18 protein-coding genes and 3 pseudogenes are annotated in these 18,238 nt (G+C 48.2%); 13 read left to right on the top strand and 8 right to left on the bottom strand.

Annotated features, from left to right (window positions below; genetic code table 11):
- Window positions 1-63 precede the first annotated feature (63 nt).
- From B7992_RS17195 to B7992_RS12615, 4 genes and pseudogenes are all read left to right on the top strand, one after another.
- A pseudogene (locus B7992_RS17195) lies at window positions 64-186 on the top strand (ORF6N domain-containing protein); the annotation flags it as partial.
- A gap of 3 nt (window positions 187-189) precedes the next feature.
- Window positions 190-894, top strand: coding sequence for a hypothetical protein (locus B7992_RS12625; RefSeq protein WP_254917705.1), 705 nt, complete (start codon window positions 190-192; stop codon window positions 892-894).
- Window positions 895-1,028: 134 nt separating this feature from the next.
- Window positions 1,029-1,463, top strand: a pseudogene (locus B7992_RS12620) (ORF6N domain-containing protein); the annotation flags it as partial.
- Window positions 1,464-2,082: 619 nt separating this feature from the next.
- A complete protein-coding gene (locus B7992_RS12615; RefSeq protein ID WP_073233554.1) occupies window positions 2,083-2,916 on the top strand; it encodes a PD-(D/E)XK nuclease family transposase in 834 nt (277 codons plus the stop codon).
- Between the two features lie 105 nt (window positions 2,917-3,021).
- On the opposite strand, the pseudogene B7992_RS17440 reads toward B7992_RS12615, so the two are convergent.
- Window positions 3,022-3,180 (bottom strand): annotated as a pseudogene (locus B7992_RS17440) (sigma factor-like helix-turn-helix DNA-binding protein); the annotation flags it as partial.
- A gap of 378 nt (window positions 3,181-3,558) precedes the next feature.
- Here B7992_RS17440 and B7992_RS12605 point away from each other — a divergent pair.
- Window positions 3,559-4,083: a hypothetical protein gene (locus B7992_RS12605; RefSeq protein WP_141100464.1), complete on the top strand. Its 525-nt coding sequence runs from the start codon at window positions 3,559-3,561 to the stop codon at window positions 4,081-4,083.
- A gap of 290 nt (window positions 4,084-4,373) precedes the next feature.
- Here B7992_RS12605 and B7992_RS12600 read toward each other — a convergent pair whose 3' ends face one another.
- Window positions 4,374-5,804 carry an ATP-binding protein gene (locus B7992_RS12600; RefSeq protein ID WP_088666436.1) on the bottom strand — a complete coding sequence of 477 codons (1,431 nt, stop codon included), beginning with the start codon at window positions 5,802-5,804 and terminating at the stop codon, window positions 4,374-4,376.
- A gap of 243 nt (window positions 5,805-6,047) precedes the next feature.
- On the opposite strand from B7992_RS12600, the gene B7992_RS12595 reads away from it, so the two are divergent.
- Both B7992_RS12595 and B7992_RS12590 read left to right on the top strand, forming a co-directional pair.
- Window positions 6,048-6,269 carry a type II toxin-antitoxin system Y4mF family antitoxin gene (locus B7992_RS12595; protein ID WP_073233560.1) on the top strand — a complete coding sequence of 74 codons (222 nt, stop codon included), beginning with the start codon at window positions 6,048-6,050 and terminating at the stop codon, window positions 6,267-6,269.
- Complete coding sequence (locus B7992_RS12590) at window positions 6,266-7,513, top strand: type II toxin-antitoxin system HipA family toxin (RefSeq protein WP_088666435.1); 1,248 nt, start codon at window positions 6,266-6,268, stop codon at window positions 7,511-7,513. Before B7992_RS12595 ends, B7992_RS12590 begins: the two co-directional genes overlap by 4 nt.
- A 12-nt stretch (window positions 7,514-7,525) precedes the next feature.
- Here the strand turns inward: B7992_RS12590 and B7992_RS16405 are convergent, their stop codons facing one another.
- From B7992_RS16405 to B7992_RS12580, 3 genes are read right to left on the bottom strand one after another with little or no spacing between them, the layout of a single operon-like run.
- Window positions 7,526-7,699, bottom strand: a complete 174-nt coding sequence (locus B7992_RS16405; protein WP_175549669.1) for a hypothetical protein — start codon at window positions 7,697-7,699, stop codon at window positions 7,526-7,528.
- Window positions 7,700-7,750: 51 nt separating this feature from the next.
- The gene (locus B7992_RS12585; RefSeq protein WP_088666434.1) at window positions 7,751-8,602 is read right to left on the bottom strand and encodes a hypothetical protein; all 852 of its coding nucleotides are present in this window, start codon (window positions 8,600-8,602) and stop codon (window positions 7,751-7,753) included.
- Between the two features lie 9 nt (window positions 8,603-8,611).
- A complete protein-coding gene (locus B7992_RS12580; RefSeq protein ID WP_073233566.1) occupies window positions 8,612-9,382 on the bottom strand; it encodes a hypothetical protein in 771 nt (256 codons plus the stop codon).
- Window positions 9,383-9,461: 79 nt separating this feature from the next.
- Between B7992_RS12580 and B7992_RS12575 the strand changes: the two genes are divergently transcribed.
- Complete coding sequence (locus B7992_RS12575; protein WP_088666433.1) at window positions 9,462-11,360, top strand: endo-1,4-beta-xylanase; 1,899 nt, start codon at window positions 9,462-9,464, stop codon at window positions 11,358-11,360.
- Window positions 11,361-11,626: 266 nt separating this feature from the next.
- On the opposite strand, the gene B7992_RS12570 is transcribed toward B7992_RS12575, so the two are convergent.
- The 3 genes from B7992_RS12570 to B7992_RS12560 are packed head-to-tail and all read right to left on the bottom strand — an operon-like array spanning window position 11,627 to window position 14,532.
- A complete protein-coding gene (locus B7992_RS12570) occupies window positions 11,627-12,679 on the bottom strand; it encodes an RNA methyltransferase (RefSeq protein WP_088666432.1) in 1,053 nt (350 codons plus the stop codon).
- Window positions 12,680-12,732: 53 nt separating this feature from the next.
- Window positions 12,733-13,305 carry a 5-formyltetrahydrofolate cyclo-ligase gene (locus B7992_RS12565; protein WP_073155617.1) on the bottom strand — a complete coding sequence of 191 codons (573 nt, stop codon included), beginning with the start codon at window positions 13,303-13,305 and terminating at the stop codon, window positions 12,733-12,735.
- Window positions 13,306-13,338: 33 nt separating this feature from the next.
- Entirely contained in the window at window positions 13,339-14,532 is a 1,194-nt protein-coding gene (locus B7992_RS12560) for an HRDC domain-containing protein (protein ID WP_254794839.1), read from the bottom strand.
- Between the two features lie 27 nt (window positions 14,533-14,559).
- On the opposite strand from B7992_RS12560, the gene trpS reads away from it, so the two are divergent.
- The 5 genes from trpS (at window position 14,560) to rplI (ending at window position 17,942) form a co-directional block, all read left to right on the top strand.
- The gene (trpS, locus tag B7992_RS12555; RefSeq protein WP_073155619.1) at window positions 14,560-15,555 is read left to right on the top strand and encodes a tryptophan--tRNA ligase; all 996 of its coding nucleotides are present in this window, start codon (window positions 14,560-14,562) and stop codon (window positions 15,553-15,555) included.
- Window positions 15,556-15,661: 106 nt separating this feature from the next.
- Window positions 15,662-16,729: a hypothetical protein gene (locus tag B7992_RS12550; protein WP_139258140.1), complete on the top strand. Its 1,068-nt coding sequence runs from the start codon at window positions 15,662-15,664 to the stop codon at window positions 16,727-16,729.
- A gap of 126 nt (window positions 16,730-16,855) precedes the next feature.
- Window positions 16,856-17,224: a 30S ribosomal protein S6 gene (rpsF, locus tag B7992_RS12545; RefSeq protein WP_073155629.1), complete on the top strand. Its 369-nt coding sequence runs from the start codon at window positions 16,856-16,858 to the stop codon at window positions 17,222-17,224.
- Window positions 17,224-17,475, top strand: a complete 252-nt coding sequence (gene rpsR, locus B7992_RS12540; protein ID WP_073155632.1) for a 30S ribosomal protein S18 — start codon at window positions 17,224-17,226, stop codon at window positions 17,473-17,475. The genes rpsF and rpsR overlap by 1 nt, the downstream gene beginning before the upstream one ends.
- Before the next feature lie 17 nt (window positions 17,476-17,492).
- Entirely contained in the window at window positions 17,493-17,942 is a 450-nt protein-coding gene (rplI, locus tag B7992_RS12535) for a 50S ribosomal protein L9 (protein WP_088666430.1), read from the top strand.
- Window positions 17,943-18,238: the final 296 nt, after the last annotated feature.

Raw genomic sequence — 18,238 nt, 5'->3', positions numbered from 1 at the left:
TTTTTTGCATCCTTCAGATTCCGCTCGGATTATGCATTTGCAAATAGAATTCGGGGGTTTCAGGTGTCCGAAAAAGAAGTAGATGCATTATCGAGGTCAAATTTTTTGACCTCGATGCAAGTAAAGGGAATAAAAGGGGGACGAACTTACCGACCTTATGCCTTTACAGAGCAGGGCATTTACATGCTTATGACAGTTCTCAAAGGTGATTTGGCGACCAAGCAAAGTCTTGCCCTTGTTCGTCTTTTCAAGGATATGAAGGACTACATTGCCTCAGAAAATCAACAGTTGCTTGGTTGTTCCAACTGTGTTCAAATAGCAACCCTCACGGCTCAACATTCCCACGAAATTGCCGAAATTCGCACGGATGTGGCTCGTTTGGAGGTGGAGTCTCTGAAAACTCAGGAATCCTTGGGCAAGGTCATGGAGTTTTTTCACGATCCATCTACCTATAAGCACCACTTGATTCTGAATGGGCAAAAACTGGAGGCTGATGTCGCTTACACGCAGATTTATGGTATGGCTCAGAAGTCAATTTTCATGTTTGATGATTTTGTTGGCGTAAAAACACTGGATTTATTGCGAGGTGTCGCTCAGAATGTTAAGATTACGCTTTTCAGTGATCAGCGGAATGGCTGCGCTTTGACTCAAACGATGATTGACGACTTCAAGGCTGCTCGTCCTGACGTTTCCTTCGAGCGGAGGCCTGCAGGCGGAATATTCCATGACCGTTATATCGTTTTGGATTACAAAACGGACCATGAAAAGATGTTCCATTGCGGCGCTTCTAGCAAGGATGCCGGCAAGAGAGTGACTTCGATAACCGGCATCGAACATCCTGAAGTCTATCACGAGCTGATTGAGGGAGTGTTGAAGTTGCCTGTTCTGCCTTGACTGTTTTTGCTGTGGGTTGTTTTATCGTCGCTTTGATGTCGGAAAATGTGGTTATCGTCGGTTTTGTCGTCGGTTTGGTGTCAAAACTTGCGTTTGTCATCGGCTTATCGCCGGTTTAGCGTCGGTTTATGTTTATGAAGAAGAAAGAAGCCCCTGTTGCGGGGAGTGAAATTGCCATCATTGATGAGAATTTCCTGAAGAGCAAGGTTTACACCATCCGTGGTGTAAAGGTGATGCTTGACGCCGATCTGGCGGAGATTTATGGGTATAGCACCAAGGATTTCAATAGGCAAGTTAAGAATAATATAGAACGTTTTCCCGAGATTTTCCGATTTCAGTTGACTATGGACGAAATTGCTGAATTATCGAGGTGCAAAAATTGCACCTCGATGCAGGTCAAAGGGGTGAAAGGTGGGCGAGTCTATTTACCTTATGCCTTTACAGAACAAGGAATTTATATGTTGATGACTGTTCTTAAGGGGGGGCTTGCTATTAAGCAAAGTATTGCCATAATGCTTTTGTTTAAAGAAATGAAGGATTACATTGCTGCCGAAAATCAGCAGTTACTAGGTTGTTCCAACTGCCTTCAAATTGCGAATTTGACGGCTCAACATTCCTGATTATTCCGGAGCGGCGGAGCCGCCTGTCCGGAAAAATGAGAGCCACTAGTCCGGTCTGACGGAGCCACCTGTTTTAGGGTTATTGTGCTTCAGATGGGTTCAACCCATACACTTCTCGCATGGATTTCCTTGTAAGCCCCAAGGAACGTGGCCTGAGGAAGGGGGGGGGCATCAAACGTCTCGGAAGGTGCATGAACTTTTGACGATACCACTTCCGAGCCCTCGGAAGGAGCGTGAACTTTTTGCGACGGCCCGTTGCGTCATCCTGAGTGGCGAGCAGCCGCGAAGGAACCAGTCCAAAATTCCGCAAATGCAGCAAAAGTCTGCGCCCCAAGGGGTCAGATGAGGCTTCGCCACATCTGCCTGCGCTCGGTCATGCCAAGCTACGCACAAGTGCGTTCTTGTCACGACTCTCGCTGGGGTCACGATCGCTCCCGTGATTTAAGGGCGAAAAATTTTTACAATCTTTTTTCAAAATCCAGGGAGCATTCTACGGCAAAAAAGCGTGTATATAGCAGGCGGCGATTTAGCCACCTCGCAAAGGTGTGCGCAACACCCAGCAACACGTATGAACGAAAACGAAACCGCCGTAGGCGCTGATAACGAAACTAAAGTCATCGACTTCTCTAAAATCACCATCACCAACCGTTTCATGTTCCCGCTGGTCATGAGCCACAAGGAAATCGCAAAGCCCTTCATCGAGGCGGCGCTTGGCATCAAGATTTACGACCTGAAGGACCCCGAGCAGGAAAAGACGGACCAGGTCGGCATCTTCAGCAAAAGCGTGCGCTACGACGTTTACGCCCAGGAAACCGGCAAGGACGGCGAAGTCAAGCGCTCCTTCGATCTGGAGATGCAGATGGAGGACACCAAGGAACTCCCGAAGCGCGCTCGTTACTACCAGTCTATTCATGACACCCACGAGCTGCGCAAGGGAAGCATGTACAGCAGCCTTAAGGACCAGTACGTGCTCTTCATTTGCCCGGAAGACATTTTCAAGGAAGGCCTGCCTATTTATAGTTTCCAGAACTATGCGACAGAAAACAAAAAACTCGCCTTGAACGACCGCACTTTCAAAAATTTCTATATATTTAACCAGTACGAGAAACTTCCGGATACGCACCCGCTTAAACCGTACCTGAAGTATTTTGCTACAAACGCCGCCGAATCCTCGGAGACAAGGAAAATCCACACCAAGGTGGAGTGGTACCGTTCAGACGAAAAGACACAGGAGCGCTATATGACATGGGAACAGGAAATCCAGCTTGCCGCAGAAGCCGCTGCTGAAAAAGAACGCGAGCGCAACGAGAAAATCATCGCCGAGAAGGATGCCGAGATCGCCGAACAGGCACGCAAAATCGCAGCTCTTGAGGCGAAACTCGCCGGAAAGAACTCCAAGTAACCTCTGCGAAAAATCTCCGCGATACAAGGGACCCCGCGCGGGTCTTTTTTTGTGGGCGGCCCGGCACTCCCGTGCCGTCGCTTCCGTTGAATGTCCGATTTCCTTGTCGGTAAGGCGTTCTTCCAAAGGCCAATTCAAGTTGTGCTCCTTGGCAAGTTTCAAGACCCTGTTGACGGTCTTCTTGGACACCTGACAACTTGTCGCGATGTCGTTCTGGCTTAATCCCAGATTTCGCAACCTGAGGATTTCGCGGTATTTGGTCATTCGACCTCCTGTCTATTTTTTGCACGGAATTGTGCTTGCTAAAATTAGACAGGTTTCCTTATCCCCGGAACCGCGGTTTCCGTTTGACCGGTACGCCGGTTTCCATTACTCCGGTTTCACGGTGTACTTTGCTCCGGTATATTCAATTTTAATTATATTGCTATCCATAGGATGCTCCTTTCATCCTATTTTTTTACCCCCTTAGAGGAATTTGCGAAAGACAATATACGTTATCAAAAGTCCGCGGCATCATTGTCGTGGACATTCGCATTATAGAGTTTTCATGACATTTTGTGGGTGGCTCTCTAGTACCGGACTGGTGGCTCAAAGTACGTCGGAATAATCAATTCCCACGAAATTGCGGAAATTCGCACGGATGTGGCTCGTTTGGAGGTGGAGTCCCTGAAAACCCAGGAATCCTTGGGCAAGGTCATGGAATTCTTTCACGATCCATCTACCTATAAGCATCACTTGATTCTAAACGGGCAAAAACTAGAGGCTGATGTCGCTTACACGCAGATTTATGGCATGGCTCAGAAGTCGATTTTCTTGTTTGATGATTTTGTTGGCGTAAAAACACTGGATTTATTGCGAGGTGTTGCTCAGAATGTGAATGTGACGATTTTTAGCGACCAGCGGAACAGCTGCGCTTTGACACAAACGATGATTGATGACTTCAAGGCTGCTCGTCCTGACGTTTCCTTCGAGCGGAGGCCTGCAGGCGGAATATTCCATGACCGTTATATCGTTTTGGATTACAAAACGGACCATGAAAAGATGTTCCATTGCGGCGCATCTTCGAAAGATGCTGGAAAGCGTGTGACTTCGATAAACGAGATTGAACACCCTGAGGTCTATCACGAGCTGATTGAGGGAGTGTTGAAGTTGCCTGTTCGGCCTTGACAGTGTTTGCTGTGGATTGTTTTATCGTCGCTTTGATGTCGGAAAATGAGGTTATCGTCGCTTTTGTCGTCGGTTTATGTTTGATGAAATTCGCGTTAGGGATCGAAGTGGCGAAGCCATTCGGACTCGCGAAGCGAGGCTGAACGGAAAAATTTTCGTGTAAGATGTTCTGGCTAGATGTTTGCGAAAATTTTATAACGCGAGAGCCCGCCCCGGCTTGCCGGGGAACGCCCAAAGTCTCGCCACCATCATATTATGACCCTTCTTGAATGGATACAATGCGTTTACACCTACCCAAACAAATCGTCCAAAACAACCTCGTTTTGCACTACTCCGGAATGGGAATTTTTCATAACGCCGAATGTTGTTACAAAAGTATTGAGCAAGGCCATTTTGCACTTAGAGGCAACCCTAAATATTTCTATGCGGTTGCGGAGTTTGGTCTCGTAACTTTTATCGATGATGAATTCGCCCTGCGAGAATTTCATTTCACAGACATTAATAACACGGTCGGCCCGCTTAATCAGAAGGTCTATTTGTGCTCCATCAGTATTGCAATCAATTGTGCGGCTGGTACATCTCCAGGCGGAACACTCCGTTGCAATGCCGTTTATTCCCAGCGATTTCTTTATCTGGTCTAAATGAGCAAAACAAACCTGCTCAAATGAAATTCCCTGCCAAGATACAATGCCAGGATTCATCAGGTTGTGCTGCCAATATTCCTTGTCCTTGGACTTCTGTTTTTCGCAAAAATGCAAATGGAACAGTGTAAAGAAATCTGTCAAACGATATGTCCCGTTATTACTCTTGGAGCCAAACTGGGAAAAGCATTCTACGAAATCACAACGCTCCAAGTTGGCAAGCATGCGCGTCAATGTTCCCCCAGAAATTTTCGTTATTCTAGCAAGTTCTTGCCTACTCATTCCGCTCTGTTTTTCAGACAACTTTTCGACAATCCTTATGTAACTGTCAGCTCCGGAAAAAAGCGCGTTGTATAGTTCATTAAATTCATCATGCAAGGCACCGTCTTTGTCGAAATAAAGCCGGTCAATATTTTGCGCAAGGCTATTGTTAACATCTAGCAGATTCAGATAAAAGGGGACTCCGCCGAGAACCATGTAACATTGCGTAATCTGGAACCGATCCCAATAACAGTTCTTTTTTTTCAGGAACAGTTCGCATTCCCGTAGGGAGAATGGGTGCAGATTTATTTTTCGGGTAATCCTGTTGTGAAGTCCACCTTGATTCTCAATCAGTTTGTCAACCATCCAGGAAGTAGCACTTCCGCAGGCAACGAACAAAATGTCGTCACGATTTGCCGCCCAGGAATTCCAGAAGTATTCGAAGGCAGACACAAAATCAGACTTAAAAGTATCAATCCAAGGCATTTCATCAAAAAAGACAACCTTGCGTTTCGCACGACATTCACACAAAAGTTTTTCCAGGGCAGAAAACGCCTCGTTCCAATTTTTTAGTGCAGGGGCAAAAGCTGATTTGCTGTACTCCTTGAGACAATCTGCGAAATTCTGGAGCTGCTCCGCCTGGGATTTGTTATGTGCACCAGTGTAGGAAAACGAGAAACGTTCCCTAAAAACACTTTGAATCAAGAAAGTTTTCCCGATTCTTCTTCTGCCGTAAACCACGGCCAGTTCAGACTTGCCGGAAGAATATGCTTCTTCAAGCAACTTTATCTCTTTTTCTCTACCAACCATCTTTTTCATATACCCAAAATATACAAATTTATTGTTGTTTTGGGTAAGGAAAGGATTTGTTATTTACCCAAAAAGTGTGTTTTTATGTCTATTTTGGACACGTTTTCAAATACGAGTTGATTGAGGATGTGCTGGGTGGTTGAGTTTAGTTTGCGGTGCAAAAGTTACGATTATTCCCGTACGGGAATAATTTGCCGCAATTCTTGCTGTTTGACGTTGATTTTCCCGTACGGGAAAGTTATATTTGACGGTATGAAGGTGCAACAGGTAAATGATATTTCGATTTCTGTGAAAAAAAGAAGAAATCAGTTAAAACTGACGCAAGCGGAATGCGCTGCCTTTTGTGGTGTCGGAGTTCGTTTCTTCTCGGAACTGGAAAATGGCAAGGAAACGCTACAGCTTGATAAAGTATTGCATGTTTTGCAAATGCTTGGTTTAAATCTTCATGTTGTGGAAAGGGAAAATGATCGATGAAGTTAAAGGTTTATTTTGCAAATAAGCTTGCTGGTAGTTTGTTTTCTACTCCCGATAAAGGGATTGTGTTTGCTTACGAAGATTCTTATGTTAGGCAAAATGGAAATTCTCTTTCGATGTCACTTCCATTAAGGTCCGGTGAGTTTTCACAAAAGGAATGTCTGCCGTTTTTCTCAGGAGTTCTCCCAGAAGGTGACGTTAAACGTCGAATTTCAGAATATCTTCATGTTTCTGAATCGAGTACGCTTAAGTTGCTGCAGGAACTTGGGGGTGAATGTGCCGGTATGATTTCGGTATTGCCAGAAGATGCCGAACCCAATCAGACGTTGATTTATAGACTGGATTCTGACAATTACGAGGAACTGTCTGAAGATATTTTACTTGGTTATATAAAAAACGCAGAAACGAGGCCTTTGCTGAAGGCGAATGAAGAACTGAGGCTTTCTTTGGCTGGGGCTCAGGAAAAGTTGCCTCTGTCATTTTTTGACGGAAAATTTCATTTTCCAAAGAATGGTGCTCCATCGACACATATCATCAAACCAACTGGCAAGGGAGAATTGTCGTCGCTTGCAGTAAATGAATATGTGTGCATGAAGCTTGCAAAATATTCTGGCCTAAGCGTGCCTGATGTGGCTTTGAAGAAAATTCAAGATGAAACGTTCATGATGGTGGAGCGCTATGATAGAATCAAAAGAGGTGATTCTGTTGTTCGTTTACATCAGGAGGATATGTGCCAGACGTTGGGAATTCTTAGCGATCGAAAATATCAGAACGATGGTGGTCCGGGCATTGCGGATATTTTTCAGCTGATTAGTAAAAGAACATCAGTTCCACTTTTGGACGCTCGGGCTTTTATTCAGTATGTCCTGTTTAATCTCGTTATTGGCAACTGCGATGCTCACGGAAAAAATTATTCTTTGCTCTATGATGGCGGTGTCTTGAAGCTATCTCCGATTTACGATGCCGTCTGTACGCTTTTGTATCCGACTCTAACAAGAAAGGTTTCCATGAAAATTGGAAGCCATTATGAGATTGATAAAATCAGAAAGGCTGATCTCGTTCTCCTGGCGGAACAACTGAAATTAAGACAGTCCGTGATTCTGAATTTGTATTCGGATTTGAGAAAGAAAGTTCTTCTAGGTTTTTCATCAATCCGTGAAGATGAATGTCTTGACGGCTGCACAGAAACGATTGATGAAATCGAAAAAATCGTGCAAGAAAGAGATATAACAAGTGATTGCTAGGCTTTCTTGGCCTTACACCGTATCCATAAAGGTCTTCTGGATTCTATTGAACACGATAATGCCCAATGCCAACAGGACAATCATAAATCCTGCGCTGTAACCTAATGCTTGCCAGCTGAATTCGCCTACGCCAAGCCCTGCAAGAATCATAATCAACACGGGGGTGAGTAGCAAAAACTCAGCCAATAAAAAATCGATCCCGGTGGGCCGGAATCGATTTTTCACGTTAAATTGGTGTTAGCCTCTGGTTACCCTGAACATGAAGCTGATTACGTTCGAGTCAAAGGTGTTTTCACTATCATCACTGGCGCCAAACGTATACAAATAGCCGATGCTCAATCCGACGGACCATGTGTCAGAGATCCACCAGTCCTTGCCGATTTCTACTTGCATTTCGTAGTCGAGCATTCCGAATTTTTGACGGAGGTTCTCTTTGTTGTGGTTTATGTCTTCACCGAAGAATGCAAACCCATTTGCGATGCTAAAGAAGGCGCCGTTCATTACGGAATGGGGATTTCTAAAGGGGTAGAATGTAAATCCTACTCCTACAAAACTATAAAAGCCATAGGCATCGTCATCCTTGCTGTTTTTTTCTTTAAGGTTTTGTGGCGAAGATCCTAAGACCGAATATTGATTATCGAAGTTATGTTCGTAAGAAGTTTCACTATACTTGCCTTCGCCTATCAGCATGGCAAAGTCTAGTTCAAAGAACAGCGCCACGAGGTTCCCAAAGGATCTACCGAATCTCAAGCCGAGAGTCGGTATGGCGAAATCGTTGAATTCATAAACTTCCTCTACTACTCTTTCGTACGAATATGAATAGTCGTTGTTATTATAGTCATAATGATGTTTGTATTGGTAATCGGATTGCTTGTAATTAAAACCTACATAGGTTGCGCCAAGGCTTGCGTTAAAGTAGAATCCACGATGCTCCCTTGGCGGTCGATAAAGTTTTACCGGCTTTTGGGGGGTAACGGTTTCTTCGACTGTTTCTGCGGGATTTTCTTCGGATTCCTGTGCAAAGACTGTGGTCGCTGCAAGCATTCCGGCAAGAACCATCTGGACGAAGTGACTATGAAAATTTTTCATATTCGTCTCTTAGCCTCTTGTCAAGCGGAACGAAAGGGTGTACACTGTTTCTGTACCTTTAGCTTCATCAAAATTTGTTGAAGAATGGTTGTATGAAAATCCAATACCTATGGACAAGTGGTTGCTTACCCACCATTCCTTGCCAATTTCTGCGATAAAACTTCTTCCAAAGGAGGCGATGTTTCCTGCGGAGTAGTCGTCCGTTACAAAACATGCATAAATAACGTAACCAAAAGATCCGCCGATAAAGAAACCGTTCATGGCTGAATTTGGATTTCGGAACGGGTAGATTGTCGTGCCGAAGCCAACGAAGGTTCTTAAATTTACTGCATCGCCCGAAAATCCTTCGGAATCGTAAGCTCTCCAATCTTCCGCGTAAACCTTATCCCCTTGTTTGTCATAGAGCGGATTGCCGTTCTCGTTTTGGGCGATCTCTCTATCGTAGTTAACCTCTTCGTAGTCCATAACGCCTGAATAGATCGCGAAATTGAATGTTGTATGAAAGGCAATCAGGTTTGCAATGGCTGTACCGAACTTAAAGTCGAATGAAGGGGTTGTGATTCCCCAAAAATCAAATGATTCGATATCTTTTTTATCAATTCTGGTGTTGTCCAGATCTTCCCATGTACTTTTGGCGCTGATTTTGTTGTAGCCAATGCCAAAGCCTACGCTATTGTAGAAACCGCGATGTTCCCTTGGGACAAAAGATGAAGTAAGATCTTCGGCGAAAATGCCAGAAACAAGAATTGCAAAAATAAAAAGGAATGTATTTTTTAACATGGTGCGGATAAAATAAAAAATTATTATGTTTTTGTGTAGACGCGTGTAAATGGGTCTACATTTGGTTTTAGGATTAGATATGAAATTTGGCATTTTTCTTTTTGTGGCAGGTGTGTCCTGCGCGGTGGCTGCGGAAGCGGATAGTACTCTTCGTCAGTTGGCGGAGGCTCGTGGCCGCATGGTGGGTTCCATTCTGAATTCCAATTGGTTTAGCTATGGTCTTGGCGATGATGCCGAGGTTTACGAGAATACTCACAAGTCTCAGTTTAATATTGTGGTGGCTGAAAACGAAATGAAGTTTGATGCCACGGAACCGTCTCGTAATTCCTTTAACTTCAAGAACGGCGACAAATTGATGGCTTACGCTGCAAAGAATGGAATGCAGGTTCGTGGTCATGCGCTGGCCTGGCATAGTCAGGTTCCTCAGTGGGTGCCTGATCTGGCAGCGAGTGTGGCTGCTGCGGGCGGCTCTGCCAAGGACACCTTGCTTGCCGTGCTGAAGAACCATATCGAAAATGTGGTGGGCCATTACAAGGGCAAGGTCCGCGAGTGGGACGTGGTAAATGAAGCGATCTCCGATGGTACTCCTGCGGCTTGGCGTGATGGCGCGACTTCTGTTTGGTACAAATATATTGGTCGCGAGTTTATTGACTCTGCCTTTGTGTGGGCCCATAAGGCGGACCCGGAGGCGAAGCTTTATTATAACGATTATTCCCTGGAGTGGGGAGTGGGTGCCGGCGCCAAGGGTAAGTTCGCTGTGGATTCCGTGGCAAAGCGCCTGAAGGCTGCGGGCATTTACATTACGGGTCTTGGGACGCAGACTCATATTTCTGATTACCATGTGACGACTCCTCCCAATGTGAAGGCTTTGGCTCAGGCTCTTGAAGCGGAAGGCTTGACTTTGCAGATTACGGAGCTGGACATTGGCTTCGATAAGAAGGATGTTTCCAAGGCGGATTTTGAGGCCCAGGGAAGCTTGTACCGTCAGTTTATGGATGTGTTCCTGGAGGCTCCCAACATGGAGGCTTTTGTTATCTGGGGATTTTCTGATAAGTATAGTTGGCTTGCTGATTTGTATAAGTATAATGGTCTGGTTTTCGATTCCAGTTTTGCAAAGAAGCCTGCTTACGATAGTTTGGTTGCTAGTTTGAAGGCTCATAGTGCAGACAAGGTTTCTAAGGTTAAGGATATTGTCCCCTTGGTTTGGGAGGATGCTTCGCCTTTTGGAAACGGTTCCTACGTGATTGTGGATTACAGCCAGGCCGGTGCTGAATCTCGTGGAGAGTGGTCTGGCGATGTTAAGAATGGCAATGGAAAGTTTGAATCAGAACCGCTGGCTGGCAAGACGGGCTACATGAATGTTCCGTTGGCGGGTTGCGACCAGAATGCGGATTATTGCGGCTACCAGCATGCGATTTACACGTTGCCTCAGGATGTGGTGGACTCCAATTTCCTGTCGAAGTGTGAGGCTCTTGTATTTACCGCCTATGGGCCTACGGGTAGTACTGCTTACGTGAATATTGGAGTCAACGACCCGAAGATGACTTTGCAGAATGGACGGCCCTTGAGCGCCAAGGTCTGGAGTGGTATGACTGTGGACCTGCAGGCTGTTCGCGATGCTATGGCCGGTGATGCCGCCGTTAGGCCCACGCAGTTGACTTTCAACAGCAGCAACACTTCCGCCATGTACATTGCAAAGATCGAGGCCGTGGGCTGCCCTGATGGCTCGGAACGTCCGGCTGCGATCCGTGGTGTTTCTGCTAGGGACGGCTTGAAGGTCGTGATGAGTGGCCGCACCTTGAATCTTGTGGGACCAGCCTCCGCCCATGTGGATGTGATGGATTTGCAGGGACGTCCGGTATTTTCCGCTAATGATGTTCGGGGCTCGCAGAACCTGGAGGGGCTTGCAAGTGGAACTTACATCGTTCGCGTTCAGAGTGGTAACTTACAACGTTTTGGCCGCATGACTTTGAAGTAGCTGAAAAAGGCGTCCTTTCATGGACGCCTTTGCTTTGACTGTAATCCGCATTTTTTGGGGGAGCTACTAACCAAATAATCCTGTTTGTGGAATTTGGTTAGTAATATTTTCCTCAAAAATCCCGTTTTACAGATGAATTACTAACCAGGTTGGCTAATGGAGCTTGATTGGTTAGTATATTACTTGTTAATTTGTATTAAATTAGGCGTTTTTTACTAACCAAAATACCCTTTTTTAGTGGCTTGGTTAGTAACACCTGTAGCTCCTTATTTAATACGGAGACGGGCGTATTCGTACAGCCCCAGGGAAAGGGCCACGGAAGCGTTGTAGGAATGGGCTTCGGGCATCATGGGGATGCGGAGTACAGCGTCGCACTGCTTCTTGATGAAGGGCGGGAGGCCCACGTCTTCACCACCCACGGCGATCACTGCCTGGTCTGCAAACTTGAAGTCAGCCAGGTTTGTTTCGGTGTCGGCATCCAGACCGAGAATCTGGTAACCGGCCTGCTTCAGTTCGCCAACGGCAGCTTCCAGGTTGTTGGGGCGGCAGATGCGCATTTTTTCAAGAGCGCCTGCGGAGGTGCGGGCTACACTGGGTGTAATGCCGCACATGCCCTTGGCGGGGAGCAGCAGGATGTCGCAGCCCAATGCGAGACAGCTACGGATGCATGCGCCCAGGTTGCGGGGGTCTTCGATGTTGGTTGCGACGGCGATCAGTTTCTTTTCTCCCTTTTCCTTGGCGGCAAAGAGTTCGCCACGGACGTCTTCCCAGACCAGCAGTTCCTTTTCGTTCATGAGGGCGACCACGCCGTGGTTGGGGGTGGCGTAGCTGTTCAGGATCTTGGAGTCCACCTGCTGTACGTGTACGTGTACGCGCTTGGCTAGCTTCTGCAGTTCATAGAGCTTGGGGTTGCCGGACTTGTGCATGAAGAGCACGCGGTGAACCTGCATGGGGCTCTTGGTCAGGAGTTCGGTGACTTCCTTGATGCCGCCTACGGCGACCTGGGGTGCTGCGTCTGCGTCGCCTACTGCGGGGATCACGCCGTCTTCATAGGCGCGGGCTGTGTCCTGCGGACGTTCTTCAAAGCGGGGCTTAAAATCGCGGCGGTCATTGAAGTCGCGACGGTCATTGTTGCGGAAACCTTGAGTAAAGTCGCGGGGGCCATCGCCCTGGGGGCGTGCGGGGCGGAACTCGTTGTCTTCGCGGACGCGGTAGTTCTGACGGGGAGCGCGGCCGAAGCCTCGGCGTTCGCTTGTTTCGCGACGATCGTTGAATTCACGGCGGTCACCAAAATTTTTGTTGTCTCTATCAAATGCCATGGTTGTTTCCTTTCTTCTTGTTTAAAAGTATGCGTTCCCTTTTTGCGAACCCATTATTCTTTCGCTCTGCACACAATTACCTGGTTCATACGGATGTCGGTTTCCTTTTGTTCCAGAGGCTCCACCTGGATTTGTTTCGGGGTGGCGATGCCTGCCTTGTAGGCGTCGGGGTGTTTTGCTAAAAAACGGTCGTAGTAGCCCTTGCCGTGTCCTTGGCGCTGGCCTGTTACGTTAAACTTTGTGCCGGGGACCAGGAATACGGTGAAGGGGCCGGTATAGGGTTCCAGTCCTTCTCGGGGTTCCATGATGCCGAAACGTCCGGGGGCCAGGTCCTTTTTCAGATTGTCGATGGGGTAGAACTCCATGGTGGTCTCGCCGGTCACTCGGGGCAGGAGCAGGCGGTTTTCGCGGACCAGCTGTTCCAGGACGGGAGTGATGTTGGGTTCACCTTTCAGGGGGTAGAAGGCTGCAACTTTACGGGATTCCTTGTAGCCAGGTATGGCGTGGATTTCTTCCCAGGGGTTGTTGATCAGCTCTTCGCCGGGGCGCTTTCTTTTGGCCGGGTCAAAGAACCCGCGGGCGCCCAGGACCACGATGAAGAGGAGTATGAGGAGTGCTGCTTCCATAATTTTTTTGCAGGCGCTGTGCCCGCTGTTGAGTTAGTCGGGATCGCCTACGCGCTTGGCCTTGGGAAGGTTTTCCTGGAGGATCTCGTTCCAGATTTTCTTCTGCCAGTTCATGAGGTGGGCTTCTTCGTAACGTTCTTCCCAGGGCATGGTTCCGGGGGCGGCCAGCCAGATGAGTTGCGCCCTGTTGCCCAGCATGGAGGGGTCCAGGTTCAGGGTGGCTGCCTTTTCGTCGCGCCAGGTCTTGAGTACCGAGAGCAGGTCGGAATTGGGGACTACGGGCGGGGGCGGTGCCTTGGGGAGGCGTTCGGGCCAGTCGCTTTCGGGGGTGGCCATGGCGGTTTCCATCATGTTGACGAAGGAATCCAGGCGTTCGTCCCTGAAGTTGCGGGGGAGGCGGGGCAGGTGGTCCAGCAGTACCTGGGGGTAGGTGTCGACGGCGTGGCGTACGATGGCTAGCATCAGGTCGCCGGGCATCACCTTGTAGGGCGGGCGGTCCATTTCTTCGGCCTGTTTTTCGCGCCATTCCCAAAGGTACTTCAGGATGTTCAGGGCGCAGGGGCTAAAGACGCTGCTGCCGGTAATGCGCCAGGGATCCTTTTTGGGCGGGGCCGGATTACGGGAATGCTCGATAAGGGCGTCACACTGTTCGGTGAGCCAGCTCATGCGTCCTGCGGCCTGCAGTTTTTCTACCAGGATGGCGCAAAGTTCATGAAGGTAAAAGGTGTCGTGGATGGCGTATTCGCACATTTCCAGGGGCAGGGGACGAGTGGTCCAGTCGGCACGCTGGTTTTCTTTTTTCAGTTCGTCGCCAAAATATTCGCGGACCAGGTCGGCCAGGCCTAAATGGGGTTCGCCCAGGATCTTTGCGGCAAGCATGGTGTCGAAGATGTGGGTGGGGCTAAACTGGTAAGTCTGCCAGAGCAGTCGCAGGTCGTAGTCGGCCCCATGGAAAATCAGGGTCTGCATGGCGCGTGCCTTGAACAGGGGGGCCAGATCCAGGCCGCAGAGGGGGTCTACGATATAATGGTGGTCGCCAATGGTGATTTGAATAAGGCAAAGGCGTGCTGTGTAGTGATACATGGAGTCAGCCTCGGTGTCCACCGCGGCCATGTCATAATTCTCCAGGTCCAATAGAAGGTTGGCTAGTGTCTCCTCGCTATCCACCAATATGTACTTTTCGTCTTGCATCATTTGGGTAGAAAATGTAATAAATGTATTTGTCATTACGAAAATGTTTCTAAATTTGCGCCTATGAAAAAGATTTCTCTTACCGGTATCAAGCCGACTGGCACTCCGCACCTCGGCAACTATGTGGGCGCAATCCGCCCGGCTCTCGAACTTACTAAGACTTACGATGCAGTCTACTTCATTGCGGACTATCACGCTCTGACCACCGTGCAGAACGGCGCCGAAATGCGCGACAACATCTACAAGGTGGCCGCCACTTGGCTGGCTCTTGGCCTGAACCCGGAAGAGACTTTGTTCTATAAGCAGAGTGACATTCCCGAAATCTTTGAACTCAGCTGGGCTCTCAGCTGCTTTACCCCCAAGGGCTTCATGAACCGCGCCCACGCCTATAAGGACAAGGTGGCAAAGAATGAAGCCGCCGGCGAAGATGTTGACGCAAACGTGAACATGGGTCTTTACTGCTACCCCTGCCTCATGGATGCCGACATTTTGATGTTCAATGCAGACATCGTTCCCGTTGGCAAGGACCAGAAGCAGCATGTGGAATTTGCCCGCGATATCGCCATCAAGTTCAACAAGCATTTTGGCGAAGATGTGTTCACCGTTCCTGAACCGGTTTTCCAGGAATCCACCGGCGTGATCCCGGGTCTGGATGGCCGTAAGATGAGTAAGTCCTACGACAACTACATCGACATCTTCCTGGATTCCAAGGCTCTCAAGAAGCGCCTGGGCAAGATCGTGACCAACTCCCAGGGTATTGAAGAACCCAAGGATCCGGATACTTGCAACGTGTTCAAGCTGTACAAGCTTTTCGCTACTCCGGAACAGTGCGACGCGCTGGCTGCCCGCTACCGCGCAGGTGGCCTGGGCTGGGGCCACGCCAAGCAGGAACTGCAGAACGTTCTTGAAGAACATCTGGGTGCCGCCCGCGAAAAGTACTTCGACCTTCTGGCCCACACCGAAGAAATCGACAAGATTCTCGCCTACGGTAAGGAAAAGGCCCGCGTCAAGTCCAAGGCTATGATGGACAAGGTCCGCTCCTTGCTGGGTACTTACTAGTCGGCGACTCCGGCTCACAGTAGTCCTTAGAAGCATTTTTACAACAGCCCCCGGCAATACGCCGAGGGCTTTTGTGTTATACTTTTTTATTATAATTATCCACGATATGAAATCAGTCCTGTCCGTCATCCTTTTTTTAGTACTGAATGCGTTTGCAGTATCCGCAAATGGTTCTTTTGGGGTGACTGCAGATGGCTCGATAAGTCCCTTGGGAATGGTGCTGATGGGAGCTGCCACGGGATCGTTTAATGCGGATTCGGTCATGGCGGCTGAAGCGGAAGGTGCAGAATCTTGCGAAGGCGATGACTGCGAAGATGATGACGATGACTGCGAGGGCGAAGATTGTGAAGAATCGGAAGATTGCTCCGAAGAGGACTCTGAAGATTGTCTGGATTCCGCTGCGGTTGCCGCCCGCAATATGAAAAATGTTCCTCTTCCACGTCAGACTGCCTATACTGGCAAGGGCCTGTCTATTGGTCTTGGTGGTGGAATTTACAATCCTACGGAAGATTGTGATTGCATGGGTATTTGGCAAGGACAGCTGGAATACTTTTATGCCGATTGGATTAGTGGCGGTATCGATGTCCGTTTCTTTGGGGGCGACCTGGATAGCGATGTGATGGTCATGTACCAGCGCTACCGTACGAACCTCAGGTTCCATAAGGCCTGGCAGAAATTGGATATTTACCTGGAATCGGTGTTGGCCTTTGAAAATACAAGCATTTCTGAATTGCGTGACCAGATCAATAGCCGCGGAAAGTATTCTACGGAGGTCGTTGGCGATTTTACCGATGATATGCCGGATTGGGTTGTTGGCGTTACCACGGATACAATTCTCGTTGAAGACACGACCTTTGTGAAAGACAAGGAAGCTTGTGAACGGATGCTGTCACTGGATGGTTTTTCTGTGGGCGTGGGTGCTGGTTTTGGTTTGAATCTGACTCGCCTCTGGGGTGTGACTGGAAGTGTTCTTTTCGAATACAATTTCTCGAAGGTTATGGAACTCTCCTTGGTGCCCGGTGTGGCCTTCAATTTGCGCGAAGTTTGGGGTTGGGCCAAGAAAAATCTGCTTTCTACCTGGATTATGGTGGAATTTGGCGCCCAGCGATACTTCAATAATGGTGTAAAGGATTGGGCGAATTACGGTCTTGTGGGCATCCAGTTGGGCATTTAACCCTTGGACTGCCCCTTCCAGTTTGACAAAACGGTTTGATTTTCTATATTTGAGCCACCGATTTTTATCGGAACCCTCCCGGGGCCAATGTTGGTAACCTGGGCGAAAGACCAAAGGGATCTCATTATGAGACAGTATGAAACTATGGTGATCATCGACGCTATGATCTCCGACGACGCCATCAAGGCTGAAATCGAGACCATCGCCGCTGCAATCACTAAGGGTGGCGAAATTGTTCGTCGCGATGATTGGGGCAAGCGTAAGCTCGCTTATTCTATCAACAAGCGCCAGCACGGCTTCTATGTTATCTTCTACTACAAGGCAGAAGTTGCAACTGTTGCCGCTATGGAAGCAGCTCTCAAGCTCAATGAAAACGTTCTCCGTTGGATGACCCTCGCTGATTATCCGATGTCCGAAATCGTTTACAATGCAGACATGGCTCAGTCTACCGAAGAAATCGTTCCGGTTGACGCAGAAGAAGGGGAGGCTGAATAATGGCTTTTGAAGATAAGAAGCAGGCAACCCGTATTCGTCGCAAGAAGACTTGCTGGTTCACCGAAAACAACGTTCAGTTCATTGACTACAAGGATGAAAAGACTCTCCGTCGCTTCATCTCTGAACGCGGTAAGATTATTCCTCGCCGTATTTCTGGCACCTCCGCTAAGTATCAGCGTATGCTGAACGAAGCTATCAAGCGTGCTCGTCAGATGGCTATCCTTCCGTTTGTCTCTGACAGCATGCGCTAATAAGGAGGAACTAGACTATGGAAATTATTCTTAAGGCTAACGTACCTCACCTCGGTAAGATGCTCGACGTTGTGAAGGTTAAGAATGGTTATGCAAATAACTACCTCTTCCCCCGCAAGCTCGCTGTTCGCGCTACCAAGGAAGCTATCGCTGAAATCGAAAACAACCGCGCTGCTGTTGAAGCTGCATTCCAGAAGGAATTGGCTGCTGCAGGCGACGTAGCTGCAAAGCTCTCTCAGATTTCTGTGAACATGGAACGCCGCGTTGTTGAAGGCGAACGTCTGTACGGTTCTGTATCCGCATCTGACATCGCTGACGCAATCACCAAGCAGGGTGTCAAGATCACTCGCGCTCAGGTTGAACTGGCTGAACCCATCAAGCAGCTGGGTGTCTACACCGTGACCATCAAGGTCTTCGGTGACGTAGAAGCTCAGGTTAAGGTTTGGGTCGTTAAGGAACAGGCTTAATTAGCTGCCGGACGCGAAGCGTCCACAGGCTTAAGTCAATCCTTAAAGACTAGATCTTCGGACCGCTCCCCTCCTAATCGGGGGGGGGCGGTTCTTTTTTTGTTGGAAAATAGTTGGTTGGAAAAGGCGGTGGAAATATTTGAAAAAGAGGGTTTTACACCGCCTTTTTATTATGTTGTATAAAAATTAGACGGTTTTGGAAGTACTTTTTTGGCTTTTGACCTCTGTAAAAGCCTGATTTTGCGATTTGTTATGAACACTCTCCCCCTAAAAAGGTGTTTTATTGTAGGCAAACT

Source organism: Fibrobacter sp. UWH1 (genome assembly GCF_002210365.1).
GTDB lineage: Bacteria > Fibrobacterota > Fibrobacteria > Fibrobacterales > Fibrobacteraceae > Fibrobacter.
Note: the sequence above shows the minus strand (reverse complement) of the source record. Positions and strands in the feature narration are given on the sequence as shown.